Raw genomic sequence first — 24,753 nt, 5'->3', positions numbered from 1 at the left:
CGCGCTCATCGCGTGCCGCCGGGGGCGGCCACGGCGCCGGGCCCCGGGCCCTCGCCCGGGCCTGCGGCCGCACGCGGCACGGTCTGCGGGGCCGGTACCGAGTCGACCAGCCGGGCCATCACGTCGTCCGCCTCGACCTGGCGCACCCACAGCTCGGGCCGGAGCGTGAGTCGGTGGGCGAGGGCGGGCACGGCGAGCGCCTTGACGTCCTCCGGCGTCAGGTAGTCGCGGCCTTCCAACATCGCTCGGGCGCGGGCCAGTTGGACCAGGGCGAGGCCGCCGCGGGGCGAGGAGCCGACCTGGACCTGCTGGTCACTGCGGGTGGCGTCGACCAGCGCGACCACGTACGCGACGAGGTCGTCGTCCACCTCGACGCGCTCCAGGGCCGCCTGCATGGCGAGCAGCTCGGCCGGGCTGCTGACGGGCTCCAGCACCGGCTCGGGCGTGGCCCGGTCCAGGCGGGCCCGGAGCATGTCCGCCTCCAGCCCGGTGGACAGGTAGCCCATGCGGACGCGCAGCAGGAACCGGTCGAGCTGGGCCTCCGGCAGGGCGTAGGTGCCCTCGTACTCGATCGGGTTGGCGGTGGCGATCACCGTGAAGGGCTGCGGCAGGCGCCGGGTGGCGCCGTCGACGGAGACCTGCCCCTCGGCCATCGCCTCCAGCAGCGCGGCCTGGGTCTTGGGCGGGGTGCGGTTGATCTCGTCGGCCAGCAGGAGCTGGGTGAAGAGCGGGCCGGGCCTGAAGAGCATCTCACCGCTGCGCCGGTCGTAGAACGGGGCGCCGGTGACGTCGGAGGGCAGCAGGTCGGGGGTGAACTGGATCCGGCGGAAGTCCAGGCCGAGGGTGGTCGCGAAGGATCGCGCCAGGAGGGTCTTGCCGAGGCCGGGAAGGTCCTCGATCAGGACGTGACCGCCGGCCAGGACGCCCAGCATGACCAGCTGGAGGGCCTCCGGCTTGCCCACCACCGCCCGGTTGACCTCCTGGAGCACCTCGCGTGCGCGCTCGCCCGCCCGGTGCGGTGTCAGGACGGCCGTCCCGGTGCGGCCGTTCGGGTTGTGCGCGGCGTCCGGGTCGGCGGTGGCCTGGGGAACGGCGGTCATGACTCTCCTGAGAGGCTGATGGGTGCGGTGTCGTGGTGGGGGCGGGTCGGCGGCGCCGCCGCCGGTCCGGTGGGACGGTGCGCCCCGGGGTGTGGCCGTGGCCCGGGACGCCGCGCGGTTACAGGGATTCGAGCCGGTCGACGAGGGCGTGCAGGACCGGTGCGGGGACGGTCGGGGCGGGAGCCGGGGACTCCGGGTCGATCCAGGGCCAGAGCCGGGGGCCGAGCAGCTCGGCGACCCGGTCGCGGTCGGTGACCAGGGAGAGACCGTGGGCCTCGGAGAGGCGTGCGGCGAACAGCCGTTGGAGGCGCAGGCGCAGCAGCTGGCCGTCCCCCTCCGGGTCCAGCCCCTGGCGGACGGTCCACCGCCAGTCGCCGAGCCCCTGCCCGTAGCTCTCCATCAGCCGGGGCCGGCGGCGCAGGGACACCTCCGCGAAGCCCGCGCCGGCGACGACGCGGGCGGTGACCAGGGCGGCCGCGACCAGTACGACCGCTCCGGCGCCGGCCGCGGGGAGGCCGCCGACCAGGGCGAGCAGGATCTCGGCCAGGACCGCCGCCGCGCTCAGCTCGACCAGGCTGTGCCGGATCGAGCCGGGCGTGATCCGCGCGCCCTCCGGTCGTCCTTCCGGTGCCGCCCGCTCGGGCCCGGCGGCGTTCACCGGTGCTCTCCCGGCGCACCGGTCACGCCCGCCCCGGCGGCCGTGCCCGGCGTGCCCGGCCCGTTCGGTCCGCTCGGCCCGGTGGGGCCCGAGGGCGCGGCGGCCCGGTTCTCCAGGCCCGCGGCGACGGCGTCGAGGGCCGTCCGCGCGCGCTGCACGTGGGTGTCGTCCATCGGGTGGGTGGAGTAACGGGCCTCGCGGAACAGGGCGGTGAGGGCCCGGGTGTGGAAGGGGTCCACCCCGTCGTGGGAAACGGCACGGTCCAGCAGCTCCGTCGGACTGTCGCAGTCGCGCCGGGACACCCCGGAGACCGCCAGCGAGCCCTCCATCGCCGCGTAACAGGCGATCACGGCGGCCCGGGCGTCGTCGCCGACCAGGGCGCGCCGTCCGGTGACCAGGGCGAGGGCCAGGACGTCCCCGGGCCGTGGCGGCGCCGCGGGCAGCGGGGCCCCCGGTCGCGGCCGGCGGGAGAACCGCAGCCGGCCGAACCTCCGGGCGACGGCGACCACGAGCGCGGCCAGCAGGACGAGGACCAAAATGCCCCCGAGCAGGGCCAGCACGCCGCCGTGCAGAGTGTCGTCCTGCGCGGCCTCCACCGCGGGATCCCCGGGCGGCATCGTGTTCGTCGGCATCACCTGGGGCAGGTCGCGAGCGACCGGCTCCGGCCTCGCCCGGACGTGGAGGACCATCATCAGCACCGGCACCGCGAGGACGAGGGCGGTCAGCAGCGTGACGGCACACGCCCGCAGTCGCTCGGCCCAGGGCGTCGGCCCGGTGAGGTGACGGACCTCCTCGCGCAGACGCGAGGTGTAGCGCCCGACGAGGACCACCCAGCCGAGCGCGAGCAGCACCACCCACCCGATGCTGCCCACCGGTCCGGTGGCGGCCGTGCCGAGCAGCCCGCCGTCCGGCCGGAGCGCGGCTGCCGCGAGCAGCAGACCGGCCACGACCAGGACGACCCCGGACACCTGCCCGGTGCCCGCCCGTGCCGTGTCGACCTGCCCCGATCGGCGCGCGTTCCGCGCCGCATCGTCGTTCATGCGGATACCCCCGTGCCCCCGTGGCGCGAACCGATGCACGCCGGGTGCAGCTTCGCATACCACCTGTCGTACTGTCACGAGTCCTGGCGGTCGGGCCGTCCGTCGCCTTCGGGCGGTGGCTTCGTGCCGCTCAACTTCCGCGCAGGTCAAGGTGGTTGCGGCCGTCGACAGGTGCCCCCGGGCCGATCCGCAGACCGTCCGCCGGTCCCGTGGCACGTCCACCGGCCCGCGCCCGGCCCGCGCTCGGCGTCCCCGGCGGGTCACCCGGCCGCCGGCGTCGCCCTTCGCGCCCGGCCGCGCGCCCACGCCCACGCGACCGCTCCCACCAGGAGGGCGGCCCCCAGCGCGTACACGGGCAGCCAGCGCGTGGTCGTCGCCGACAGGCAGCCGTCGACGGCTGCGCGGCTCTGTTCCCGCTGCGCGTGCGCCAGCGCGTCGCCGTCCTGGCCGGCCAGGTCCCCGAGGGCGGCCCGGGTCCGCAGGCTCTCGTAGCGGCCCGCCTCCGCGCAGCCGTTCCGCGTGCCCGGCATGGGGAACAGCCAGTCCCAGCGCTGCAGGGCCGGGGCCAGCGTCAGTGCGACGCACAGGCCCACGACCAGCGAGTACGCCGCCAGGCTCCAGGCGTAGGCGGGCGTCCGGCCCGGCACCGGCTCCGGTACGCGGCCGAACGACAGGACCACCGCGAGGAGCGTCACGCCGAGGTAGGTCGAGAACCACTCCCACGAACCCTGTGCGAGGGAGAAGGCGAGCACCACGGCGAGGGCGGTCCCCAGTACCCCGGGATCACCGGCGGTCCGGTCCGGGCCGGCGGCCGTGCCGCCGCGGGCGCCTCGACGGCTGTGCTCACTCACGCGTTCTCCCCTCGCCGGCCTCTGCGGCACCAGCCTCCCGCCGGGGCCCGCCGCCCGCTCCCGGCACCACACCGGCAGGCCCCCGGCCCCACCCGCCCGGCCCAGTCGCGGTCCGGTCGGTGACCGGGTGCGGACCCGTCCGGTTCAGGCCCCCGCGGTCTCGTCCGGGTGGAGGCCGTCGAGGATCAGGGCGAGTCCGAAGGCGAACTCGTCGGCGTAGTCGTAGCCGGGTTTGAGGACGTGTTCGGTGGCCAGCTCGGCGAGGTGGGGGTAGGCGTCGGCGGGCATCTCGCGCAGGATGGCCTCCGCCACCTCGTCCAGCTCCGCCGCGCCCTTGAACGGCAGGCTCAGCTCCTGGAGCACGAAGCCGTACAGGTAGCTGTCGACCAGCGAGACGGCGTGCGCGGCCATGGCGACGGAGAAGCCTCCGGCGCGCAGCGCCCCGATGACGGCGTCGTGGTGGCGCAGGGTCGCCGGTCCGGGCCGTGAGCGGGAGTCCATGAGGCCGATGGCCCACGGGTGGCGCAGCAGGGCGGCGCGGGCGGAGAGCACGCGGTGGCGCGTGGCACTCCTCCAGTCCGTGTCGCGCGGCGGCAGGTCGATCTCGCCGAACACCGCGTCCACCATCCCGTCGAGGATGTCCTCCCGGCCGGTCACGTGGTGGTAGAGCGACATCGCCTCGACCCCCAGCGGTTGGGCGATGGCCCGCATGCTGAGCGCGGCCGACCCCTTCTCGTCCGCCACCTCCACCGCCGTGCGGATCACCCGCTCGCGGCTGAGCGGGGTGCGTGCCGCCGCCCCGCGCCGGCCCTTGCCTGCCTCGGGCATCCGCCTCTTCCTTCCGCTCCCATTGACTGCCTTACAGCATAAGGCTAACGTGCCTTACACCATAAGGTCACCATGCCGGCGAAAGGGCTGCGCCATGGGCACGGATCGTGTGATGAAGGTCTGCATCGTCGGGGCTTCGGGGAAGCTCGGGCAGTACATGGTCAGGCACGCGCTGGACCGCGGCTACGAGGTGGTCGGCGTGTGCCGGGAGCGCAGCGTGCCGAAGCTGGCCGCGTTCGAAGGGCGGATGACCGTCGTCCCCGGAGCGACGAACGACCCCGAGGTGATCCGGCGGGCCGTCGCCGGGTGCGACGGGGTGTTGACCGTGCTCGTGCCCTGGGGCGTGCAGCAGTACGCGTCGGGCACTGCGCAGGCGGTCCTCGACCACGCACGGCCGGGTGCGCGCCTGGTCTTCTCCTGCGGATGGCACATCACCCGGGACGGCAAGGACCGGTACTCGTGGCTGTTCACCACCGTCCTGCGGATCGTCGCCGTGCTGGGCAAGCTCGTCCGCGCCGTGGAGATCGACGACCAGGTGGAGGCGTGCCGGAGGGTCTTCGCCAGCGACACCCGGTGGACCGTGGTGCGCGGCAGCGACCTGGAGGAGGGCGAGAGCCAGGGCCTGCCGGTGTGGAGCCGGCACGTGGGCGACCCGGTCCTGGCCGGCAACCTGACGCGACGGGTGGACTTCGCGCTGTTCATGGTGGAGGCGCTCACCGACGACGCGCTCGTCCACGAGGCCCCGGCGATCGTCGGCCGCCTGACCCCCGCCGCCCTCGCCCACACCGCCGCCCCGGACGGCCCCGGCTAGGCCGGCCTGGGCGATCGACCGTGGGAGGCGGTGGTGCCGGACCGCCTCCCGAGGTGCTTTCGACGGCCTTCGGGGCGGTCGTCTAGCATGCCGGGTCATGGCGATGTTCGTGCACCTGACCTCGGCGGCGAACGTGCCGCGCATCCGGCGGTCCGGGATCCGCGCCGTGAGCCACGGGCAGGGCGGTGCTCGCGGGGTGTACTGCTTTCCGGTGCTGCCGTCGTACACCCTGACGCACCAGTGGCTGCGTGAGCTGGCGCGATTCGGCAGCCAGGGCGGGATGGTCGCCGTCCACCTGCGTCTCGATGACGCCCAACAGGTGCTGGTGGGGCGCTACGCCGACCGGGCGAAGCCGGTCCTCTCCGCGGCGGAGGCGGTGCGGCGGATCGCCGGGGTGGCGGATCCCCGCGGGTGGGAGGTGTTCGTGCCCCGGGCGATCCGTCCGCGCGAAGTGCACAGGGTCCGCACCCCGCCGCAGGTCGCGGGCTGGCGCTACGTGCCCGGCGCCCACGGTTCGCGCCCGTGCACCTGCCAAGGGTGCCGGGTGCGGGGCGAGTACGGCGGGCGGCGCCTGCGTGAGCGGTTGCCGCACCCGCTGGACGGCCCGCCCCCGCGGGTCGGGGTGCTGCTGGACCGGATCGCGGAAGCCGGTGATCCCGGGGACCCGGCCGCGCTCCGTGACGCTCTGTACTGGCTCGGGATGCGCCGGCGCGGCCCGCTCGACCGTCTCGCCCACCTCGCCGCCCACCCCGACCCCACGGTGCGGGGGGACTTGGTGTGGGCCGTCGGCCGATGGTCCACGCCCGGGGTCGGCGAACTGCTGGACAGCCTCGTCGACGACCCGCACCCGGACGTGCGGCGAGCGGTCGAGGACGCCCGTGCACCGAAGTGATCACTGACCCTTCGGAGCCGGCTGTCGAGGGGGCCGGCGCAGGTCGCCCGGAGCGGCGCCGGGGCCGCTTCGGGCGACCGCACTTGCTGACGAATTGTCAGCAAGTGCGGTCCAGCTCCTTGACGGTGCGCGGACACGGTCCTACAACGTAGTCAGCTCGCCGTGACGTCCCCGACTGTCCGGCGAGCGTCGGACGTCCGCCTTCTCGCGCCCTCACCGAGACGAGGCTTTCCCATGCGTACCCGCACCTTTCCGGCCCTGGTGGCCGTCGCCGCGGTGCTGACCGCCGGTGCCGCCCCCGCCTCCGCCTCCGCCTCCGTCGCCTTCGCCGCCTCCCGCACGGCCGCCGAGGTGTCCGTGCTGACCACCGGCGGCGCCGGCGGGCCGGCCGTCGCCGTGGGCGACGTCCTGGTCGCCCCGCTCGCCGCAGGCTCCAGGGCCACCTTCTCCTCGACCGCCGACGGCTCCACCGGGGTCAGCTGCGGCGTCTCGCCGTTCACCGCACGGGTGCTCGGCAACCCCGCCGCGCCGGGCACCGCGACGGAGTCCCTGACCGGGCTGACCTTCGGCTCGTGCACGGCCAACGTCACCGGCGTCACGTCGGTCAGGAGCCTCACGGTCGGCAACCTCGCGTACCACGTGGCGGTCGGCGGCGCCGGCCTCCCGGTCGTCCTCACCCCCGGGGCGGCGGGACCGATCCAGGCCTCGGCCGTCCTGAACTCCTGGTTCGGCACCCTCACCTGCACCTACCAGCTCAGCGGCGCCTTCACCGGAACGGCGGACAACGCGACCCACAGCCTGGCCTTCCGCAACGAGCGCTTCGTCAAGAGCGGCGGGTCGGGCCTCTGTCCCGGCGAGGGGTACTTCTCCGCCACCTACGGGCCGCTGGTCGACACCAGCCGGGCCGGCAGCCCGCCGGTCCACGTGAACTGAGTCCCGGCCCCTGCCCCGACGGCCCCCGCCCGGACAGCCGCTCGCCCGGACCGGCGGGGGCCGCCCGGGCGGCGGGCCACGTTCTCCCGGATCCGGCGGGCATGAAAGTCCTGAGGGCGGTTAGACGGGTGGTGTCGACCGCTGCCAACGGAGGGAAACTCGCCGTGACCGACATATCCCGCCTGCCCGGGGCGTCCGAGCACCACTGGAACTGGCAGCTCCGCAGTGCCTGCCGCTCCGCCGACACCAGGCTGTTCTTCCACCCCGTCAACGAGCGGGGATCCTCCGCCGAGCAGCGCGAGCAGGCCGCCAAGTCCGTCTGCGCCCGCTGCCCCGTCCGCATCGAGTGCCGGCGCTACGCCCTGGCCGCCCGTGAACCGTACGGGGTGTGGGGCGGGCTCTCCGCGGAGGAGCGCCGGTCGGTCCTGCGGACCCCCGGCGTGCAGGCGCGGACCTGACCGGTCGTCGGACCCGCGGCACCACGGCCTCCGTTCCGGACGCGGCCGAGAGAGAACGCTGGTCCCGGGCGGAGTCGGCCCCGGACCGGAGAGGAGCACCACGCCATGACCACGAACCCTTCGCCCCCGCCGCCGGGGACACCGTCGCACCCGGAACCGCCCGAGCCGATCCGGCCGCCCGTTCCGCCCGACCCTCCCCGGCCCCCGGGCAGTCCCGTGCCCCCGCCGGAACCGCCCCGCCCGGCGCGGCCCCGTCCTGTGCCCGATCCGGGGCACCCCGGCCCCGGTGAGCCGCCGGACTGACCGGCCACCCCGTGCCGCCTCCGGTGGCCGCGCGGTTCGGCGCGCCGCTTCCGGAGGCCGGGGCCTGCCCGCCGGCCCGGCCCGCGCCGGGCCGGGGCGCGCCTGGAGCGGGCGACAGCTCAGCCCATGCTCTTCGCGCCGTCCAGGGCCTCCCGGATGATGTCGGCGTGGCCCGAGTGCTGCGCCGTCTCGGCCACGATGTGCAGCAGGACCCGGCGGGCCGACCACCGCACGTCGCCCTCGAACCAGGGGGCCTTGGGGAGCGGGTGCGAGGCGTCCAGGTCGGGGAGCACGGCGACCAGCTCGTCCGTCCGGCGGGCGACCTCGGCGTAGTCGGCCAGCGCACCGGCCAGCGTCTCCCCGGGCAGCAGCTTGAACTCGTTCTCGCGCCGGGTCCAGTCGGCCTCGGTCATGGCGGTGAAGTCCGGCATCGCGGACGGGCCCGACAGGATGAAGTCCACCCAGCCCCGCTCGACCGCCGCGACGTGCTTGACCAGCCCGCCCAGGCACAGCTCGCTCACGGTGGTGCGCCGCCCGGCCTGTTCGTCGGTCAGGCCCTGGGTGGTGAGGCGCAGGAACCCCCGCTGCTGGCCGAGCATGTCCAGCAGGTCGGCCCGCTCGCCGGTGGCGACCGGTGCGGCCTCCGTGGTGGTGGCCCGGTCGAGGGTCGTGATGTCGTTCATGGTCTCCGCCTTCGTCGGTAGTGCGTTCCGTCGACAGGAACCACCGTAGGATCCGTGTAGGTCAGATCGTGTCCGCGACTGTCCTCCGTCACTGCTCCGGAGCCAGGTACCGGCGGCCTGCTATCTGTTCGAAGATCAGGTTGGTCCGGGTCTGTGCCACCGCCGGATGCGTCGTCAGGTTGTCCACGACGAAGTCGCGCAGGCCCTCCGGGCCGGCGACCCCCACGTGGAGCAGGTAGTCGTCGGACCCGGCCATGTGGAAGACCGCGAGGACGCCGGGCAGGTCGGGGGCGGTGCTGCGGAAGCTCTCGTTCTGCTCCCGGGTGTGCGCCCGGAGCCGGACCGAGATCATCGCCTGGAGCGGGAGACCGATCGCCGCCGGGTCGACGTCCGCGCGGAACCCGCGGATGATCCCGCGCTCCTGCAGCGCGCGCACCCGGGCCAGGCAGGTCGAGGGCGCGACGCCGACCGCCTCGGCCAGGGCGTTGTTCGGCATCCGGGCGTTGTCGGCCAGGGCGCGGATGATGGTCCGGTCGATGTCGTCGACGGGCGTCCTGCGGGCCTGCTGATTGTTCGGCACGGCGCACAGAATCCCAGCAGATTCCGACGATTCGCAAGGATTCCCGCACCGGAACCGAATATTCTTCGGGAGATCTTCCACCCGGCGCGTGGAAGTTCCATTCTGTCGGCGAGCCGCGAACGCCGTTTCGCCGCTCGGCCGATCCCCGTCCGCGGACCGGCCGACCGATGACCCGGGAGTGCCGCGCCCATGAGCCCGACCGCCACCTTCGCCGCCGCGACCGCCGCCGACCCCGGTCCGGAGCTGGACGGCCGGGACTTCGCGCTCCCCGAGAGCGGGCTGGACGACGCCCGGCGCGTGCGCGCCCTGGACACCGTCGACGCCTACCTGTCGCGCAAGCGCCGGCACCTGGTCGGCTACCAGGCCACCCAGGACATGCAGGGCTGCGCGCTCGACCTGGCCCGGTTCATGCCGAACAACATCAACAACCTCGGCGACCCGTTCCGGAGCGGCGGCTACAAGCCGAACACCAAGGTCGTCGAGCGCGCCGTACTCGACTACTACGCGACGCTGTGGAACGCCCGGCGCCCGCACGACCCCGCGGACCCCGAGTCGTACTGGGGCTACATGCTCTCCATGGGGTCGACCGAGGGCAACATGTACGCGCTCTGGAACGCCCGCGACTACCTGAGCGGAAAGGCGCTGATCCAGGCACCGGCCGCCCCCCTCGACGCGCTGCGGTACGTCCGGGCGACGCCCGACCGGCACAACCCGAACGCGCACCGACCGGTCGCGTTCTACTCCGAGGACACCCACTACTCCTTCGCCAAGGCCGTCCAGGTGCTGGGCGTCGAGACCTTCCACGCCGTCGGCCTGGAGCGGTACCCGGACGAGAGCCCGCTGGCCGATCCGGTCACCGGCCGCCGCGCCTGGCCCACCGAGGTGCCCTCCCGCCCCGGCCCGTCCGGCCTGTCCTGGGACGGCCCGGGCGAGATCGACGTCGACGCCCTCGCGGCGCTGGTCGAGTTCTTCGCCGCCAAGGGGCACCCGGTCTTCGTCGGCCTGAACCTCGGCAGCACCTTCAAGGGCGCCCACGACGACGTCCGGGGGGTCTGCGAGCGCCTGCTGCCGATCTTCGAGCGCCACGGCCTGGTCCGGCGCGAGGTGGTGTACGGCACCGACCCGCGGACCGGCGAGCCGCTGTCCGACGTGCGCCGAGGCTTCTGGATCCACGTCGACGGCGCCCTGGGCGCCGGCTACGCGCCGTTCCTGCGGCTCGCCGCCCGGGACCCGGCGGCGTACGGCTGGTCGCCCGAGGCCGCGATACCGGAGTTCGACTTCGGACTCACCCTGCCCACCGAGCGGTCCGGCGACGTCGACGTGGTCTCCTCGATCGCCATGAGCGGCCACAAGTGGCCCGGTGCGCCGTGGCCGTGCGGCATCTACATGACGAAGGTGAAGTACCAGATCTCGCCGCCGTCCCAGCCCGACTACATCGGCGCGCCGGACACCACCTTCGCCGGTTCGCGCAACGGGTTCTCCCCGCTCGTGCTCTGGGACCACCTGTCCCGGCACTCCTACCGGGACCAGGTGGACCGGATCCGCTCGGCCCAGGAACTGGCCGGCTACCTGGAGTCCCGCCTGCTGGAACTGGAGCGGCGCACCGGCGTCGCGCTCTGGCCGGCCCGCACGCCGGGCGCCGTCACCGTGCGGTTCCGGCGGCCCGGGCCCGAGCTGGTGGCCAAGTGGTCGCTCTCCTCCCAGGACGTCCTGACGGTCCCGGGCGACGAGACCACCCGGCGCAGCTACGTGCACGTCTTCCTGATGCCCTCGGTCGACCGCGCCAAGCTGGACGCCCTGCTCGCCGACCTCGCCGGGGACCCCACCGTCCTGGCCGGCCCGGCGGCCCCGGCCGGCCCCACGGGCGTGTAGCGGGGGCCCGCCGCCCGGGCACGGCGGGCGAGCACCGGCCCGGGCGGGAGGACACCGGGCGGAACTTTTCGTTATCGCGGCGGTCGTCGGGCGGTCTCCTGTGCTGTGGTGACCGCCCCTGCCACGCGCACCTGCCCACCCGGGCGCTCCCCGGCGTGCCCGTACGCGAAGGACCTGCCGATGCCCGCCTCCGTCCGTTCGCTCTCCCGCGGCTGGGCACTGGCCTCCTGCGTGCCCGTGCTGCTCTTCCTCGGACTCGTCGCCTGCGCGTCGTCCGCCCCTCCGCCGGTCCCCCCGGCCGGCGCGTCGTCCCCCCTCGCCGGGCACGGGGGCCGGGCGGCGGCGGACCACGGCGCGATGGCGATGCCCGGTGCCCCCGCAGGGCCCGCGACCGACGCGTCCCCCGTCGTCCCGGACGTGCCCGACGGCCTCACCGCCGAGCGCGACGGCTACCGCCTGGACGCGCACCTCACCGAGCTGCCCGCCGGCCGGGCGGTGGCCTACGCGTTCACCCTCACCGGCCCGGACGGCCGGACGGTCACCGAGTTCGTCGAGCACCAGACCAGGAAGCTGCACTTCTACGCGATCCGCAGCGACCTCACGGGCTTCCAGCACCTGCACCCGGTGATGGCCCCCGACGGCACCTGGACCGCCGACCTGGCCGCCCTCGGCCCGGGTGGCTGGCGGATGTACGCCTCGTTCCTCCCGGACGCCCGCTCGCGGCGGGGCAGCGAGATCGTGCTCAGCCGTACCGTCACCGTGCCGGGCGAGGCCGTCCCGGTGCGGCTGCCGGCCCCGGCCGGCACCACCACGGTCGACGGCTACACGGTGGCCCTCCGGAGTGAGCCGACGGCCGGCGCCCACCGGCTCACCGCCACCGTCAGCCGGGACGGCCGACCCGTCGACGCCCTCCAGCCCTATCTGGGCAGCTACGCCCACCTCACCGCCTTCCACGAGGGAGACCGGGCGCTGGCCCACCTCCACCCGACGGACCGGGTCGACGGCGACCGCGGCGGGCCGGACCTGACCTTCTACGCGATGTTCGGCAGGCCCGGGAACTGGCGGGTGTTCCTGCAGTTCCAGACCGAGGGACGGCTGCACACGGCGGAACTCACCCTCGGCGTCGGCTGACGGCCGGGGCCGGGAGCCGGTGGCGCGATCAGGGGCCCGCGCCCGTTCAGCCGGCCGGCCGGGTGGCGCGCAGGACGCCGATCTTGTCGATCCGGTGCTCGGGGTTGCCGTTGGCGTCCCGCCAGCGGTTGCCCGCGGCGTTGTCCTCCGGCGTGGCGCAGGTCGAGACGGTGATCATCGGCTGGACGGCCGCCTCGCCGGGACGTCCCGGAACGGCCGCGCGCTGCTCGGCCAGGGAACGCGGGGAGCGGAACGACGTGGCCCTGGTGCCCGTGATCACGTACTCGTACGCGGTGCCGTCCAGGGTGACCAGCACGACGTCGCCGTCGCGCACCGCGGGGAGGTCCCGCAGCGGGCTCCCCGCGGAGAGCCGGTGCGCCGTGACCAGGTAGTTGCCCACCTGGCCCGGGCCGACGCCGCCCTGCTCGCCGTAGGGGCTGGCCGCCACCCCGCCGTTCTGGATCCGGGTCCCCGGGCCGTCGTCCGTGGTGCCCTCGTAGGGCACCACCTTCAGCCCCGCCAGTCCGATGGCGGGGATGGCGAGGACGGCCGTGCCGGTGCGGGCGGCGGTGCCGCCGGGAGCGGACGGCGCGGTGGTGGCAGCCGGCGCGGTGGGGGTGGCAGCCGGGGCCGAGGAGCCGGTGGCCGAGGGGTCGGCGCCGGACGCGGAGGAGCTCGTGGAGGCGCCGGGCGGGCTCGCGGGGGACGACACCGCGGTCGGCGGGTCGGCCGTTCCGGCGCCGGCCCCTCCGCCCGCGCAGCCCGCGAGAAGGGCGAGGACCGCTCCGGCGAGCGCGGAGGCGACGAGCTGGGGTGCGGGCACGGTGATCCTGGGGAGTCCGGGGGTGGTTCGTGGGCCGCCATGGTGCCTCACCGGCGACGCCCGGCGGCGGGGCGGAGGGCGGGCGGAGGCGAAACGTTCGTCTCTCGTTATCTTGACCGCCCCCGCGTCGGTCCGCGCATCAGGGCCCGGGGTGCCCCCGCCGCCGCCCCGCGCGCCCCGCCCCGCCCCGCGCGCCCCGCCCCGAGCGCCCCGCCCCGCGCGCCCCGTTCTGCGCGCCACCGCCCCGCGCGCGCGACCGTCGCCGTGCGTGCCGCCGCCGGCCCCGCCGACGGTCAGCGGTCCGGACCGAGGACCACGTCGGCGATCAGACGCGCCACCGCGTGCGGCTGCTCCACCATCACCAGGTGCCCGCTGTCCGGGACCACCGCCAGGGTCACGGACGGGCAGGCCTCCAGCGCGGCGTGCTCGGCGTCGGTCAGGCCCACCTCGTCGCGGTCGCCGCGCACCACCCACGCCCGGGCACCGGAGCCGCACAGCCTGGGCACCAGCGAACCGTGCCGGTCCAGGTACGCGAAGTACTCGGCCATCGCCCGGCGGCAGAACGGCGCGGAGTTCTTCCTCAGATCGGCGAGCAGCGCCGGCCTGCGCCGCTCGGGGATGCTGTCCGCGAGTGCCTTCGGCGCCAGCCACAGCATCGCCGGCCAGGCCGCGGCCCCGAGACCGGGCACGCGTCCGATCGCCGTCGCGACCGCCAGCGCCATGGACTCGTCCGGCCGCGAGAACGTCGGGGACAGCAGCACCACCGGGCCGGAGAAGTGCCCGCCGCCGACCATCTCGATGGCGATGTTCGCGCCGATGCTGTGACCGACCACGACCGTGCAGCCGTGCTCGGCGGCGAAGGCACCGGTGATCGCCGCGTAGTGCTCCATCGACACGTCCGCGGGCGCGACCGTCCCGGCGTGGCCCGGGACGGTCGCCGCCACCAGGCGGATCGGTGCGTCGGCGAGCGGCGGCGCGGCCGTCATGTCCTCGTAGAAGGCCGTACTGCACAGCCCGCCGGGCAGCAGCAGGACCCGGTGCGGGGCGTCGGCCGGGCCCGACTCCCGAACGTCCCACGTGTGGAATGGCGCGGCACTGCTCACGGCTGGACCCTCCGTCTCGTTCGACCCCCTCGGAAGTCTCCCGCGCCGCCGCCCGCCGGTCGGTGACCCGGGGCCGGGCGCGGCATGTCGGACCGCGGCCGCCGTGTCCGCGGCGCGGTCGGCCGTTGCGCCCGCCCGGTCGGCGTGCCGGTGCGACCGCTGGCGGCCGCACCGGCACGCCGTTACGTTCGCGACATGAGCGAGACCAGCACCCCCGGCCGCGGCCTGCGTGTCCTCCGCGCGCCCGAGACGCTCCTGGACGAGCCCGGTGCCCGCCTCTCCCACGGCGGCGTCCTGGACACCCCGTCGGGTCTGTTCACGGTCCTGGCTCTCGAACGCCGGCCGGGTCCGCCGCGCCCGGCCGGATCCGTGTCGCCCTGGCTGGTCTACCTCACGGAGCCCGGCCGCCGCGACGCGCTGCTCGCCCTTCCCGGCCTCTTCGGCGACGCCGAGCACGGCGTCCAGTTCACCGTCTGCAGCTTCGGCCCCGTGCGGGACCCCGGTCGGCTGGTGATGGCCGTCCACCACCCGGATCTCCCGCGTTCCCTGGGGGTGTTCCTCGACTCGCCGGTGACGCCGTCGTCCTCGGCCGTGTGGCTCGTCGAGCCGGCGGTCCTGCCGCCACCGGCCCCCCAACCGGTCCAGGTGTGGCACACCGGGCTCCTCCGGATCCGGAACCTGCTGTTCACGCACCTCGAAGCCACCCCCGACTCCCCGGGCACCGCCGGCGGCCCCGGCACTCCCGACCTGGTGGACGACCCGGCGTGGGACCTCAGCTCCCGGCGCCCCGAAGGCACACCGCGCCCCCTGCAGGCCGGATTCCCGGACGGCGCCCACCACCGCCGGGGTGCCGCCTCGGCGGGCCCCGGGCACTCCAGCTACGACGGCATCCTCTCCGCCCCCGACTCCCCGGCGCTCTTCACCTGGACCTGCCACCCCTGCGGAACCACGGCCGAACAGACGGTCCGTCCGCGATAGGCGGCGTCAAGATCGTTACGGAGAAGGGTTGTTGTGGGCCGACGGGGCCGGGCCGGGGGAGCGGGGGCGCCGCCCGGGCGGTGCGAGGTCCGTGATCGCCCGAGGTAAAGCCACTGGTGGGCGGCCCGTTCATTCGGAATGATCGTGCTCGTGACAGACGCACCGATCGGCCGCAGCGCCGAATACACCATCCTGACCACCGGCTACGTGGGCTCCACCGGCCCCGGGGTCGCCGCCACCGTGTCCTACATATCCGACGCGGGCCGCCATGTGATCTTCGACCCGGGCATGGTCGCGAGCCGTGACCGCATCCTCGCCCCGCTCGCGGAACTGGGCCTCGGCCCGGACGACATCACCGACGTGGTGCTCAGCCACCACCACCCGGACAACACCATGAACGTGGGCCTGTTCGGACGGGCGACGGTCCACGACCACAAGGTGGAGTACTCGGACGACCGGTGGCGGAACCGGGACGCGGAGGGGTACGAACTCACCCCGTCGCTGCGGCTGATCCGCACCCCGGGGCACAGCCCCGAGGACATCACGCTGCTGGCGGGCACCAGCGCGGGCGTGGTGGCGTTCGCCGGCGACCTGTGGTGGCACTCCGAGGGCCCGGCGGACGACCCCGTCGCTCCCGACCGCGAGGTCCTGCGTGCCTCCCGGCTGCGGGTGCTGGCCGCCGCCGACCTGATCGTGCCCGGCCACGGAGGCCCGTTCAAGGCCGACGACGCCGCGCCGCTCTAACTGTTCTGCCCTGTGAGGTCCGCGGCGCGGACCGCGGAATGCCGTGCGGACGTTCCGCGGTGACACGGAGGCGCACGGGGCGGCGGGGTCCGCGAGGTCGACGGACCTCCGCGCGCCGCCGCCCCGCACCGCTCTGCCGCCGTTCCGGGCCTGCCCGGTTCGGTTGCCGGTCCGGCTCGTTGACAGGGCATGGCGGAAGACGTGGAAGGCGCCGGACCGGCGCCGATGGTGTGGGCGCTGGCGGTGCACGAGTCGGCGGCCGGGGTGCCCTTCGCGGAGGTGATCGTGGAGATCGGCCCGCACCTGTACGGCGAGTTCGTCGAGAGCGTGGTGGACAGCGGGTTCGTCCTGGCGGCGGGGGAGCCGCCCGCCACCACCGCCGTGATGGAGGTGCGCGGATCGCTGCTGACGCGGCTCGTGCTGATTGGCGGCCGGCAGGTCTGGGAACCGGCCTCCGAGGTCCGGGCCTCGCCCGGGTGGGTGTCGGCGGCCGAGGGGCGCGGCAGGGTGATCGTGATCCTGGTGCCACCGGGCACCTGGCCGCCCGACCTGATGGAGCTGGGGACCGAGGAGGGCATCGGCGTCTTCACCCGTCGGCTGGACGAGGCCCGGGCCGCGGGGCTGCTGCTGCACGGCGCGGTCCGCCTGGACAGCGGGCCCGAACGAACCGCCGACCGCCCCTGACCCGAGGCCGGCACCGGCCGTGACGGACCGATACCCCGACACCCCGATACCCCGGCATCCCGACACCCCGACACCCCGGGGCGCCGGACCGGGAACCCTGATCGCCGCCCCCGCGCCCGGTCCGCCCTGGGCCGTCACTCCGGACGCAGGCTCAGGACGAGCTCGCGCGGGAGGCCGTGGGTGTCGTGGAGGTAGTGGAGGTCATCCTCGCCCAGCGGTCCGTGGAAGCGGGGCCGGGCCAGGATCCGCCGTCCGCGCTCCAGCAGCCGGCCGAAGCGCCGCTCCTCGTCGAGCAGCACCCCCCGCACGACGTCCTGCCCCACGTCCTGGCGGAACCGGTCCAGGGTGTGCCGGATCAGCTCGTCCGGCAGGTCCCCGAGACCGCGCCGCGGATCGTCGCGCCGCAGGACGGTGAGCACCCGTCGCACGAGCCGGCGCAGGACGTAGCCGCGGCCGGTGTTGGCCGGGCGCACCCCGTCGCCGATCACGACCACGGCGGAGCGCAGGTGGTCGCACACCAGCCGCAGTGACGGTTCGTCCAGCTGCCACAGCGGTGGCACGCGCCGGCGCCAGGGGTCGAAGACGTCACACTCGAACACCGACGTCCGGCCCTGCAACAGCGAGGCCAGCCGTTCCAGGCCGAGTCCGGTGTCGACGTTGCGTTGGGGGAGCGGCACGAGAGAACCGTCGTCGAGGCGGCGGTGACGCATCATCACGTGGTTCCACACCTCCACCCAGCGGTCGTCGCCGGTCGGCGTCGACTCCGGCGGGGTGTCTCCGGTCCACAGGAAGATCTCCGAGTCCGGGCCGCACGGGCCGGTCGGTCCGTTGGACCACCAGTTGTCCTCGACGGTGAGTTCCACCGGCACCCCGCGTTCCTGCCACAGCTCCAGGGAGGAGGTGTCCGGGCCGGTTCGGTCGTCGCCGCCGAAGACGGTGGCGTGGAGCAGCCCCGGGTCGATGCCGAACCCCTCGGTCAGCAGCCCGAAGCCCCAGTCGAGGCTCGACGGTCCCTCGTAGTCGCCGAGCGACCAGCTGCCGAGCATCTCGAAGACGGTCAGGTGCGTTCGATCGCCGACCTCGTCGAGGTCCGTGGTGCGCAGGCAGCGCTGGACGTTGACCAGTCGCCTGCCGAGGGGGTGCGGGCGCCCCTCCAGGTAGGGGGTGAGCGGGTGCATGCCCGAGGTCGTGAACAGCACCGGGTCGCCGGGAGGGGGCAGCAGGGTCGAGCCGGTGATCCGGCGATGCCCGCGCTCCTCGAAGTACTCGGTGAACGTGCGGACGATCTGATCGCTGTGCATGGGGTGGGCTCCTTCGCGGAACAGCGGGAAGGGCACCGGAGAACAGGTCCGTCCGGTCGACGGAACCGGGGCGCGAACGCGTGGAGCCACCGGCGGACCGTTTCCGGTGGCCGGTGGGAGTGACGGGATACGTCAGGCGGCGGCAACCGGCGAGCTGGTCGCTCGCGCGGTCGCGGTGGTGCTTCGGCCCATGACGTTCATGGTCCCGAGGCTAACGCGCCCCGTGCCCCGGGGCCACACCTTTTGTGCGTGCTCCGCCACGGCCGGACGCCGGGGGCGCCAGGGACGCCCCGGGACGCGCCGGGCGGGCCCGGCCGGGCCCGGTGGCGACGGTACGGCGGCGGGCGGCACAATGCTCGATCGTGAAGATCACTGCGCGGGAGCTCAACCGGGCCACACTCGGCCGCCAACTGCTGGTGCGACGTGAGCCGCTGGACGTCGTCGAGGCCCTCGGCCGGGTGGTCGCGCTGCAGGCGCAGCACCCGGCCTCGCCCTACCTGGCGCTGTGGAACCGGATCGACGGTTTCGCCCCGGCCGAGCTGGACGCCGCGTTCGCCGACGGCAGGATCCTCAAGGCGACCCTGATGCGGATCACCCTGCACGCGGTCCGGGCCGACGACTACCGGGTCCTGCGCCGGGCGATGCGGCCGACACTGTACGCCGCCCGGCTCGGGAACCGCTTCGCCGCCGCCGGACTCACCCCGGCCGACGCCGAGGAGCTGGTGCCGCCGCTGCTGTCCTTCGCCGACCAGCCGCACACGAACGGACAGATGGAGGTCTGGCTGGGCGAACGGCTCGGCGCCGAGCGGCAGGCGGGCGCGTGGTGGGGACTGCGGGCGTACGCGCCGCTGGTGCACGCCGTCACGGGCGGTCCGTGGTCCTTCGGCCCGCGGCCCTCCTTCGTCGCGGCCCACCCTCCGGAGGAGCCCCGGACCGGACCGGGCGGCCGTGAGGCGGACACCGAGGCGCTGGAGACCCTCGTCGTGAGGTACCTGGCCGGATTCGGGCCGGCCTCCGTCGCGGACGTCGCCCAGTTCGCCACGGTGCAGCGGGCGCCGGTGCGTACGGCGCTGCGCGTGCTGGAGGCCGCCGGCGCCGTCGAGCAGCTCCAAGGGCCGGACGGTACAGCCCTGTTCGACCTTCCCGACGCCCCGCGCCCGCCGGCCGACACCCCGGCGCCGCCCCGCCTGATGGCGATGTGGGACAGCGTCCTGCTCGCGTACGCCGACCGCAGCCGGCTGATCCCGCCGGACTACCGGCGGCTGGTGATACGCAACAACGGTGACGTGCTGCCGACCCTGCTGGTGGACGGTCACGTCGCCGGGGTCTGGCGACCGGTCGAGAACGGCATCGAGGCCACCGCCTTCCACGAGCTCTCCGCCGGGGCGTGGGAGGGCCTGGCCGAGGAGGCCCGCGCCCTGACGGGACTGCTGGCCGACCGCGAGCCCCGCGTCTACCGCCGCTACGACCACTGGTGGCCCCGGCTCCCGGAGGGCGTGACCAGGGTACTGCCGGGCTGAACCGGGCCCGCGACGGCCCGACGCACCGGGCCGTCGCGGGCCGGGGCAGCCTGAGGGAGGCGGGCGGCATCCCGGTGCTGTCGGCGATCGACCGGGCCAGGGACCTCACCGCGATGTCCGCGCCGATCAAGACGGCCGAGGCCGGGGACGTCCTCGACCCGATGGACGACGTCACCGTCTTCGCCCCGAACGACGCGGCTTTCGCCAAGCTGCCGGGCGCCGTCCACCCCGGTGAGGTGGACGGCGGGTGGCGGACGGCTACCGGGCCAGGTCCTCCAGGACGGCCTGTGCGGCGTTGTGTCCGGGAATGCCGCTGACGCCACCGCCGCGGATCGCTCCCGCACCGCACAGCAGGACGTTGGGGCGGTCCGTCGCCACGCCCCAACGCGCTGCGGGGCTGTCGCCGGGGTCCTGGGCCGTTTCGCCGACGGCTTCGTCGGCGGCGAAGGGGAACGAGAGATCCCGGTGGAAGATGTGACCGCCCGGCAGGCCGACCTCCCGCTCCAGGTCGAGCGGCGTCTTGGCCTCCAGGCAGGGCCGGCCCTCGCGATCCGTCGCCAGGCAGTCGGCGATCGGCTCGGCCAGGACCGCGTCGAGCCGGGCCAGACTCGACGCCAGCGCCCGCTCCTTGGCCGCCGGGTCGGCGAAGAGCCGTGCGGGCATGTGCAGGCCGAACAGGGTCAGCGTCTGGAACCCCTGCCGGATCGCCTCGGGGCCCAGGATCGACGGGTCGGAGAGGGTGTGGCAGTAGATCTCCGAGGGCGGGGCCGAGGGAACCCGGCCCGCCGCCGCCTCGGCGTAGGCCGTCTCCAACTGCCGGTAGCCCTCGGCGATGTGGAAGGTGCCGGTGAACGCCTCCCGGGGATCCACGGAGACGTCCCTGAGGCGCGGCAGTCGGCGCAGCACCATGTTGACCTTCAGCTGGGCGCCCTCCGGGGCCGGCCCGGGATCGTCGCCCAGCAGCCGGGCGAGGGTCGCGGGGGCGGCGTTCACCAGGACCCGGCCCGCCGCCAGGGTCGCCTCCCCGTCCCGATGGCGGTAGGACACCTCGGCGTCGCCGACGCCGGCGGTGGCGACGGCGGTGACCTCGCAGCCGGTCCGGATCTCCGCACCGGCTGCCAGGGCGGCCCCGGCGAGGGCGTCCGTCACGGCGCCCATCCCGCCGACGGGGACGTCCCAGTCGCCCGTCCCGTTGCCGATCACGTGGTAGAGGAAGCAGCGGTTCTGCAGCAGCGAGGCGTCATGGGCGTGGGTGAAGGTGCCGATCAGGGCGTCCGTCAGGACGACTCCGCGCACCAGGTCGTCGGCGAAGGTCCGCTCGATCGTCTCGCCCAGCGGCCGTTCGAAGAGTGCCTCCCACGCGGCGTCGTCCGCGACCCGTCGGCGCAGCTCGGCGCGCGAGGGCAGCGGCCCGGTCAGCGTGGGGAACACCCGGCGGGCGACCTGCCCGGTCATCCCGTAGAAGCGCTGCCAGGCCTCCCACTCCCGCTGCGTCCCGGTCAGGGCCCGGAACGACTCCCGCGTCCGGCCGGGGTCGGCCGCGTCCACCAGCAGCCCGGTGGGCTTCCCGTCGCGGAGGGTGGGGGTGTACGAGGTGATCCGGCGCCGCCGAAGGTCCAGCCGCAGCCCCAGGTCCCGGACGACCTGGTGCGGCAGGAGGCTCACCAGGTACGAGTAGCGTGACAGCCGGGCGTCCACTCCCGGGAACGCGCGGGCCGACACCGCGGCCCCGCCCACGTGCGGCAGCCGTTCGAGCACCAGGACCCGGAGTCCGGCGCGCGCCAGGTACGCCGCCGCCACGAGCCCGTTGTGCCCACCGCCGACGATCACGGCGTCGTACCTGAGGGACGAGTGCGCGCTCACACGGCAACGCTACGGCACCGGCGGCGGCCGGGGAACATGTGCGCGTCAACGAGAGGCGTCTCATCGGGTGTCTCGTCGGGCGTGTCGACGGGGCGCCTCGACGGGGCGCGTCGCCTTCGCCCGGAGCGTGGCCGTCGGGGCCGGCACCGGCCCCGGCCTCGAAGAACCCCGGGAGCGGAATGGACCTGGGGGCGGGATTCACGACAGAATGGTCTAGACCTCACTGTCGCTCCAGAAATGGTGGACCAATGGAAATCGTGATCGTGCCCGACGCCGCCGCCGCAGGCAGCCTCATCGCCGCAGCGATCGCCGATCTGCTGACCGCCAAGCCCGACGCCCTGCTCGGTGTGGCCACCGGCTCCACCCCGACGCCGATCTACCAGGCGCTCGCCGCCCGCGTGGAGGCCGGAACCGTCGACGCCTCCCGCGCCCGGATCTGCCAGCTGGACGAGTACGTCGGCCTCCCGGCCGGCCACCCCGAGTCCTACCGCTCGGTGGTCCTGCGTGAGGTCGTGGGTCCGCTCGGTCTGACCGAGGCCTCCTTCATGGGCCCGGACGGCAACGCGCAGGACATCGCCGCAGCGGCGGCCGACTACGACCGCGCGCTCGCCGAGGCCGGCGGCGTGGACCTCCAGCTGCTCGGCATCGGCACCGACGGCCACATCGGCTTCAACGAGCCGTGCTCCTCGCTCGCCTCCCGGACCCGCATCAAGACGCTGACCCGGCAGACCCGCGAGGACAACGCCCGCTTCTTCGACAGCCTCGACGAGGTGCCGCACCACGTGCTCACCCAGGGCATCGGCACCATCCTGGAGGCCCGCCACCTGGTGCTCCTCGCCACGGGCGAGGCCAAGGCCGAGGCCGTGGCCCTCGCGGTGGAGGGCCCGCTGTCCGCACTGGTGCCCGCCTCGGCCCTGCAGCTGCACCCGCACGCCACCGTCGTCGTCGACGAGGCGGCCGCCTCCGGCCTCAAGCTCGCCGACTACTTCCGTGACACCTACGCGGCCAAGCCCGCCTGGCAGGGTCTCTAGAGGTGCACCGTCCGGCAGTCGCCGGGCTCGTCGTGGTCGCTGACGTACCCGCGCCGACGAGCCCCGCTGCCGGACGCCGGGCGGTCCCGCCTGCCCCTCGTGGCAGCGGGGCCGCCCTGCCGTCGGACGGCGCGATGACGACCCTCGCGCCGTCCGACCCCGGGATCGAGAGCCGCCGGCCGCACCGGCTGACCGGCCGTTCCGCCGCCGAGGCCGCTCCCTCGACGAGAACGGGTTGACGTTCGGCCCTCCCCGACCGTGTCATGCACGGCGCCGACGTACGCGCGCGCCGGCCTGCCCGGGGGCCTTCGTTCGGGTCGGTGGTCAACAACTCCCGACGGCGTGGTGACTCCGCCGCCGGGCCCGGGGTGTGAAGCGCGGGCCGTGTCCGTCTGCTCGGAGTCGCGCACCCGGAGCCCGCCAGGGGAAGCCGGCCGCCTCGGTGCGGGCGGTGCAGGAGGCGTTCCCGTTCGGGCTGTGCGAGCACTTCCGCCGGCTCGGAGGGCGTGGCTGGTGTCGATGGTGCGATGTGGTGCCATTCGGTGCCACATCGGCGCCGCCCGGCGTCACCCGGTGCCGGTGCGATGGTGGTGCCCGCGCGGTGTCGGCCCGATCCGGGTCCCCGGTTCTATGTTTCGCCAGGTCAGAGGGGTCCTCCCTGAGGCCGCGCCACTCGGGGTGCCGCAGGGGCTTGCGTATGGCGCCATCGTGGTGCCACCATGGCGTCATGGACCTCACCCCGTATGTCGAGAACCTCCGCCGCGAACTCGCGGTGGCCGCCGAAGCCGGTGGGGAGGGCGCCCGCGAGCTGGCCGAGCGGCTCACCCTGCCGCTGGAATCGGCGACTCGTCTGACCTTGCTCAACGTGCTCTCCGCGGCGATGGACGAGGTCACCCGTGAGCTCGCCCCGGGGTCGGTCGACGTGCGGCTGCGCGGACTGGACCCCGACTTCGTGGTGACGCCGCCGTCGGCGGCCGGCCCCGCCGAAGCGCCCGTCGTGCCCGCCGAGCCGTTCCGGGCACAGGTGTCCGCGGACGGGGACGAGGGTGGCACCGCCCGCGTCAACCTGCGACTGCCGGCGCACCTCAAGGCGCGTGCCGAGGAGGCCGCGACCCGTGAGGGCCTGTCGGTCAACGCGTGGTTGGTGCGGGCCGTGTCGGCGGCGGTCGACGGTGGCGCGCGCCCGCGGGCGACGGAGAGGACCCGAACGGTCGGACAGAGCATCACGGGCTGGGTGCGCTAGCCACGCGCCCGCCGGCACCACCCCACCCACGTACTGCGTCCCACCAGGGGGGACGCTGCCGAGACCCACGAGGACGGTACAGCCATGCCTTCTTTCGACACTCCCGAACCGATCTCCGTCACCGCCCACGTGGAGGCAGGCTCCGTCCGCTTCACGGCGGCGGACCGCCCCGACACCGTCGTCGAGGTCCGGCCCCGCGACCCGAAGAAGGACCAGGATCTGCGGGCCGCCGAGCGGACCGAGGTCGTCTACGCGAGCGGCACCCTGACCGTCAGGACCCCCAAGCAGCGCAACTCGCTCCGCCGCCCCGGAGTCGTCGACGTGACGGTCGAGCTGCCCGAGGGCTCGCACGTCGTCATGACCGGCTCGTGGACCCAGGTCCTCGGTGAGGGCCGGCTCGGCGAGACCCGGGTGAAGACCTCGTCCGGCGACGTCCGCCTCGACGCCACCGGTCCGCTGACGCTCACGGCCTCCCACGGCTCGATCACCGTCGACCGGATCGAGGGTGCGGCCGAGATCACCACCAGCTCCGGCAGCCTGCGTGTCGGCACCGTCGACGGCCCCGCCGTCCTGAAGAACTCGCACGGCACCACGACCGTCGACACCGCGACCGGCGACCTGCGGGTGAGCGGCGCGAACGGCGACATCAGCATCGGGCGCGCGCTGGGCCCGGTCGCCGCCACCACCGCCCACGGGACCCTGCGCGTGGGTGAGGTGGTTCGCGGCGCCGTCCAGCTGGAGACCTCCTACGGCTCCATCGAGGTCGGTGTCCGCAAGGGCACGGCTGCCTGGCTCGACGTCAGTTCGGGCTCCGGGCAGGTGCGCAACACGCTCACCGACTCCGCGCCCCCGGAGCAGGCCGAGGAGACGGTCGAGGTCCGTGCCCGCACCCGGTACGGCAACATCGACATCCTTCGCGCCAGGTCCTGACACCCGCGGACCGGCTCGCCCCACCACATCCCTCAGCTTCGCTTCAGCCCCCGAACGGGAGGGCCCCGTGCCTTCATCTGTCATGCCCATGCCCACACCCAGGCGAGGTGGCGACCCACAGGCGCCCGTCGCCATCTCCGCCACCGGTCTGCGCAAGTCCTACGGCGACAAGACCGTGCTCGACGGCATCGATCTGAGTATCCCGGCCGGGTCCGTCTTCGCCCTGCTGGGCCCGAACGGCGCCGGAAAGACCACCGTCGTCAAGATCCTCTCCACGCTCGTCGGAGCCGACGGCGGGCAGGCCCGGATCGCGGGCCACGACCTGACGGCCGCCCCGCAGGCGGTACGCGCCGCCATCGGCGTCACCGGCCAGTTCTCCGCCGTCGACGGCCT

General features: G+C 74.7%; 26 protein-coding genes. 15 read left to right on the top strand and 11 right to left on the bottom strand.

The window, feature by feature from the left end; translation table 11 throughout:
- Positions 1-5 precede the first annotated feature (5 nt).
- From ABZY91_RS35075 to ABZY91_RS35055, 5 genes are all read right to left on the bottom strand, one after another.
- Positions 6-1,100: a MoxR family ATPase gene (locus ABZY91_RS35075; protein WP_355407423.1), complete on the bottom strand. Its 1,095-nt coding sequence runs from the start codon at positions 1,098-1,100 to the stop codon at positions 6-8.
- Positions 1,101-1,218: 118 nt separating this feature from the next.
- Positions 1,219-1,758 carry a hypothetical protein gene (locus ABZY91_RS35070; protein WP_355407421.1) on the bottom strand — a complete coding sequence of 180 codons (540 nt, stop codon included), beginning with the start codon at positions 1,756-1,758 and terminating at the stop codon, positions 1,219-1,221.
- Positions 1,755-2,798 (bottom strand): DUF4129 domain-containing protein, encoded by a 1,044-nt coding sequence (locus ABZY91_RS35065; protein WP_355407419.1) that lies wholly within the window; start codon positions 2,796-2,798, stop codon positions 1,755-1,757. Before ABZY91_RS35065 ends, ABZY91_RS35070 begins: the two co-directional genes overlap by 4 nt.
- 260 nt (positions 2,799-3,058) lie before the next feature.
- The gene (locus ABZY91_RS35060) at positions 3,059-3,649 is read right to left on the bottom strand and encodes a hypothetical protein (RefSeq protein ID WP_355407417.1); all 591 of its coding nucleotides are present in this window, start codon (positions 3,647-3,649) and stop codon (positions 3,059-3,061) included.
- Between the two features lie 144 nt (positions 3,650-3,793).
- Positions 3,794-4,477 carry a TetR/AcrR family transcriptional regulator C-terminal domain-containing protein gene (locus ABZY91_RS35055; protein WP_355407415.1) on the bottom strand — a complete coding sequence of 228 codons (684 nt, stop codon included), beginning with the start codon at positions 4,475-4,477 and terminating at the stop codon, positions 3,794-3,796.
- 94 nt (positions 4,478-4,571) lie between these two features.
- Here ABZY91_RS35055 and ABZY91_RS35050 point away from each other — a divergent pair, with 94 nt between their 5' ends.
- The 4 genes from ABZY91_RS35050 to ABZY91_RS35035 all read left to right on the top strand — a co-directional run bounded on the left by ABZY91_RS35050 (position 4,572) and on the right by ABZY91_RS35035 (position 7,571).
- The gene (locus ABZY91_RS35050) at positions 4,572-5,288 is read left to right on the top strand and encodes an NAD(P)H-binding protein (RefSeq protein ID WP_355407413.1); all 717 of its coding nucleotides are present in this window, start codon (positions 4,572-4,574) and stop codon (positions 5,286-5,288) included.
- 97 nt (positions 5,289-5,385) lie between these two features.
- Entirely contained in the window at positions 5,386-6,180 is a 795-nt protein-coding gene (locus ABZY91_RS35045) for a HEAT repeat domain-containing protein (protein ID WP_355407411.1), read from the top strand.
- Between the two features lie 234 nt (positions 6,181-6,414).
- On the top strand, positions 6,415-7,113 hold the full coding sequence (locus ABZY91_RS35040; protein WP_355407409.1) for a Tat pathway signal sequence domain protein: 699 nt from the start codon (positions 6,415-6,417) through the stop codon (positions 7,111-7,113).
- A 164-nt stretch (positions 7,114-7,277) separates the two neighbouring features.
- Positions 7,278-7,571 carry a WhiB family transcriptional regulator gene (locus ABZY91_RS35035; protein WP_355407407.1) on the top strand — a complete coding sequence of 98 codons (294 nt, stop codon included), beginning with the start codon at positions 7,278-7,280 and terminating at the stop codon, positions 7,569-7,571.
- 422 nt (positions 7,572-7,993) lie between these two features.
- On the opposite strand, the gene ABZY91_RS35030 is transcribed toward ABZY91_RS35035, so the two are convergent.
- On the bottom strand, positions 7,994-8,557 hold the full coding sequence (locus ABZY91_RS35030; protein ID WP_355407405.1) for a DinB family protein: 564 nt from the start codon (positions 8,555-8,557) through the stop codon (positions 7,994-7,996).
- Positions 8,558-8,645: 88 nt separating this feature from the next.
- Positions 8,646-9,137 carry an Lrp/AsnC family transcriptional regulator gene (locus tag ABZY91_RS35025; protein ID WP_355407403.1) on the bottom strand — a complete coding sequence of 164 codons (492 nt, stop codon included), beginning with the start codon at positions 9,135-9,137 and terminating at the stop codon, positions 8,646-8,648.
- Positions 9,138-9,326: 189 nt separating this feature from the next.
- Between ABZY91_RS35025 and ABZY91_RS35020 the strand changes: the two genes are divergently transcribed.
- Positions 9,327-11,009 carry a histidine decarboxylase gene (locus ABZY91_RS35020; protein WP_355407401.1) on the top strand — a complete coding sequence of 561 codons (1,683 nt, stop codon included), beginning with the start codon at positions 9,327-9,329 and terminating at the stop codon, positions 11,007-11,009.
- Positions 11,010-11,189: 180 nt separating this feature from the next.
- A complete protein-coding gene (locus ABZY91_RS35015; protein WP_355407399.1) occupies positions 11,190-12,140 on the top strand; it encodes a hypothetical protein in 951 nt (316 codons plus the stop codon).
- A gap of 46 nt (positions 12,141-12,186) precedes the next feature.
- On the opposite strand, the gene ABZY91_RS35010 is transcribed toward ABZY91_RS35015, so the two are convergent.
- Both ABZY91_RS35010 and ABZY91_RS35005 read right to left on the bottom strand, forming a co-directional pair.
- On the bottom strand, positions 12,187-12,963 hold the full coding sequence (locus tag ABZY91_RS35010) for a sortase (protein ID WP_355407397.1): 777 nt from the start codon (positions 12,961-12,963) through the stop codon (positions 12,187-12,189).
- A 293-nt stretch (positions 12,964-13,256) separates the two neighbouring features.
- Positions 13,257-14,066, bottom strand: coding sequence for an alpha/beta hydrolase (locus ABZY91_RS35005; RefSeq protein ID WP_355407395.1), 810 nt, complete (start codon positions 14,064-14,066; stop codon positions 13,257-13,259).
- A 195-nt stretch (positions 14,067-14,261) separates the two neighbouring features.
- On the opposite strand from ABZY91_RS35005, the gene ABZY91_RS35000 reads away from it, so the two are divergent.
- The 3 genes from ABZY91_RS35000 (at position 14,262) to ABZY91_RS34990 (ending at position 16,472) form a co-directional block, all read left to right on the top strand.
- Positions 14,262-15,044: a hypothetical protein gene (locus ABZY91_RS35000; protein WP_355407393.1), complete on the top strand. Its 783-nt coding sequence runs from the start codon at positions 14,262-14,264 to the stop codon at positions 15,042-15,044.
- 150 nt (positions 15,045-15,194) lie between these two features.
- Entirely contained in the window at positions 15,195-15,788 is a 594-nt protein-coding gene (locus tag ABZY91_RS34995) for an MBL fold metallo-hydrolase (protein WP_329951263.1), read from the top strand.
- Positions 15,789-15,977: 189 nt separating this feature from the next.
- Positions 15,978-16,472, top strand: coding sequence for a hypothetical protein (locus ABZY91_RS34990; RefSeq protein WP_355407391.1), 495 nt, complete (start codon positions 15,978-15,980; stop codon positions 16,470-16,472).
- A gap of 134 nt (positions 16,473-16,606) precedes the next feature.
- Here ABZY91_RS34990 and ABZY91_RS34985 read toward each other — a convergent pair whose 3' ends face one another.
- Complete coding sequence (locus ABZY91_RS34985) at positions 16,607-17,773, bottom strand: alanine--tRNA ligase-related protein (RefSeq protein ID WP_355407389.1); 1,167 nt, start codon at positions 17,771-17,773, stop codon at positions 16,607-16,609.
- A gap of 362 nt (positions 17,774-18,135) precedes the next feature.
- Here ABZY91_RS34985 and ABZY91_RS34980 point away from each other — a divergent pair, with 362 nt between their 5' ends.
- Together ABZY91_RS34980 and ABZY91_RS34975 are read left to right on the top strand one after the other, a co-directional pair.
- A complete protein-coding gene (locus tag ABZY91_RS34980; protein ID WP_355407387.1) occupies positions 18,136-19,293 on the top strand; it encodes a winged helix DNA-binding domain-containing protein in 1,158 nt (385 codons plus the stop codon).
- A gap of 113 nt (positions 19,294-19,406) precedes the next feature.
- On the top strand, positions 19,407-19,610 hold the full coding sequence (locus tag ABZY91_RS34975) for a fasciclin domain-containing protein (RefSeq protein WP_355407425.1): 204 nt from the start codon (positions 19,407-19,409) through the stop codon (positions 19,608-19,610).
- Here the strand turns inward: ABZY91_RS34975 and ABZY91_RS34970 are convergent.
- Positions 19,552-21,156, bottom strand: coding sequence for an NAD(P)/FAD-dependent oxidoreductase (locus tag ABZY91_RS34970; RefSeq protein ID WP_355407385.1), 1,605 nt, complete (start codon positions 21,154-21,156; stop codon positions 19,552-19,554). The two genes, ABZY91_RS34975 and ABZY91_RS34970, sit on opposite strands and share 59 nt — an antisense overlap.
- Positions 21,157-21,404: 248 nt before the next feature.
- On the opposite strand from ABZY91_RS34970, the gene ABZY91_RS34965 reads away from it, so the two are divergent.
- The 4 genes from ABZY91_RS34965 to ABZY91_RS34950 all read left to right on the top strand — a co-directional run.
- On the top strand, positions 21,405-22,187 hold the full coding sequence (locus ABZY91_RS34965; RefSeq protein WP_329876596.1) for a glucosamine-6-phosphate deaminase: 783 nt from the start codon (positions 21,405-21,407) through the stop codon (positions 22,185-22,187).
- A 727-nt stretch (positions 22,188-22,914) separates the two neighbouring features.
- A complete protein-coding gene (locus ABZY91_RS34960) occupies positions 22,915-23,430 on the top strand; it encodes a toxin-antitoxin system HicB family antitoxin (protein ID WP_355407383.1) in 516 nt (171 codons plus the stop codon).
- 84 nt (positions 23,431-23,514) lie between these two features.
- Positions 23,515-24,360, top strand: a complete 846-nt coding sequence (locus ABZY91_RS34955) for a DUF4097 family beta strand repeat-containing protein (protein ID WP_355407381.1) — start codon at positions 23,515-23,517, stop codon at positions 24,358-24,360.
- 88 nt (positions 24,361-24,448) lie between these two features.
- Positions 24,449-24,753: ATP-binding cassette domain-containing protein (locus ABZY91_RS34950; RefSeq protein ID WP_355407379.1), on the top strand; the 305-nt coding region annotated here is incomplete at its 3' end.

Source organism: Kitasatospora sp. NPDC002965 (genome assembly GCF_040611255.1).
Taxonomy (GTDB): domain Bacteria; phylum Actinomycetota; class Actinomycetes; order Streptomycetales; family Streptomycetaceae; genus Kitasatospora.
Note: the sequence above shows the minus strand (reverse complement) of the source record. Positions and strands in the feature narration are given on the sequence as shown.

Bases quoted from the DNA above. Each gene is read 5' to 3' on its own strand.
- ABZY91_RS35075 (WP_355407423.1), bottom strand. From the start codon at position 1,100: ATGACCGCCGTTCCCCAGGCCACCGCCGACCCGGACGCCGCGCACAAC.
- ABZY91_RS35065 (WP_355407419.1), bottom strand. From the start codon at position 2,798: ATGAACGACGATGCGGCGCGGAACGCGCGCCGATCGGGGCAGGTCGAC.
- ABZY91_RS35055 (WP_355407415.1), bottom strand. From the start codon at position 4,477: ATGCCCGAGGCAGGCAAGGGCCGGCGCGGGGCGGCGGCACGCACCCCG.
- ABZY91_RS35050 (WP_355407413.1), top strand. From the start codon at position 4,572: ATGGGCACGGATCGTGTGATGAAGGTCTGCATCGTCGGGGCTTCGGGG.
- ABZY91_RS35045 (WP_355407411.1), top strand. From the start codon at position 5,386: ATGGCGATGTTCGTGCACCTGACCTCGGCGGCGAACGTGCCGCGCATC.
- ABZY91_RS35040 (WP_355407409.1), top strand. From the start codon at position 6,415: ATGCGTACCCGCACCTTTCCGGCCCTGGTGGCCGTCGCCGCGGTGCTG.
- ABZY91_RS35030 (WP_355407405.1), bottom strand. From the start codon at position 8,557: ATGAACGACATCACGACCCTCGACCGGGCCACCACCACGGAGGCCGCA.
- ABZY91_RS35020 (WP_355407401.1), top strand. From the start codon at position 9,327: ATGAGCCCGACCGCCACCTTCGCCGCCGCGACCGCCGCCGACCCCGGT.
- ABZY91_RS35015 (WP_355407399.1), top strand. From the start codon at position 11,190: ATGCCCGCCTCCGTCCGTTCGCTCTCCCGCGGCTGGGCACTGGCCTCC.
- ABZY91_RS35000 (WP_355407393.1), top strand. From the start codon at position 14,262: ATGAGCGAGACCAGCACCCCCGGCCGCGGCCTGCGTGTCCTCCGCGCG.
- ABZY91_RS34990 (WP_355407391.1), top strand. From the start codon at position 15,978: ATGGCGGAAGACGTGGAAGGCGCCGGACCGGCGCCGATGGTGTGGGCG.
- ABZY91_RS34985 (WP_355407389.1), bottom strand. From the start codon at position 17,773: ATGCACAGCGATCAGATCGTCCGCACGTTCACCGAGTACTTCGAGGAG.
- ABZY91_RS34975 (WP_355407425.1), top strand. From the start codon at position 19,407: ATGTCCGCGCCGATCAAGACGGCCGAGGCCGGGGACGTCCTCGACCCG.
- ABZY91_RS34965 (WP_329876596.1), top strand. From the start codon at position 21,405: ATGGAAATCGTGATCGTGCCCGACGCCGCCGCCGCAGGCAGCCTCATC.
- ABZY91_RS34960 (WP_355407383.1), top strand. From the start codon at position 22,915: ATGGACCTCACCCCGTATGTCGAGAACCTCCGCCGCGAACTCGCGGTG.
- ABZY91_RS34955 (WP_355407381.1), top strand. From the start codon at position 23,515: ATGCCTTCTTTCGACACTCCCGAACCGATCTCCGTCACCGCCCACGTG.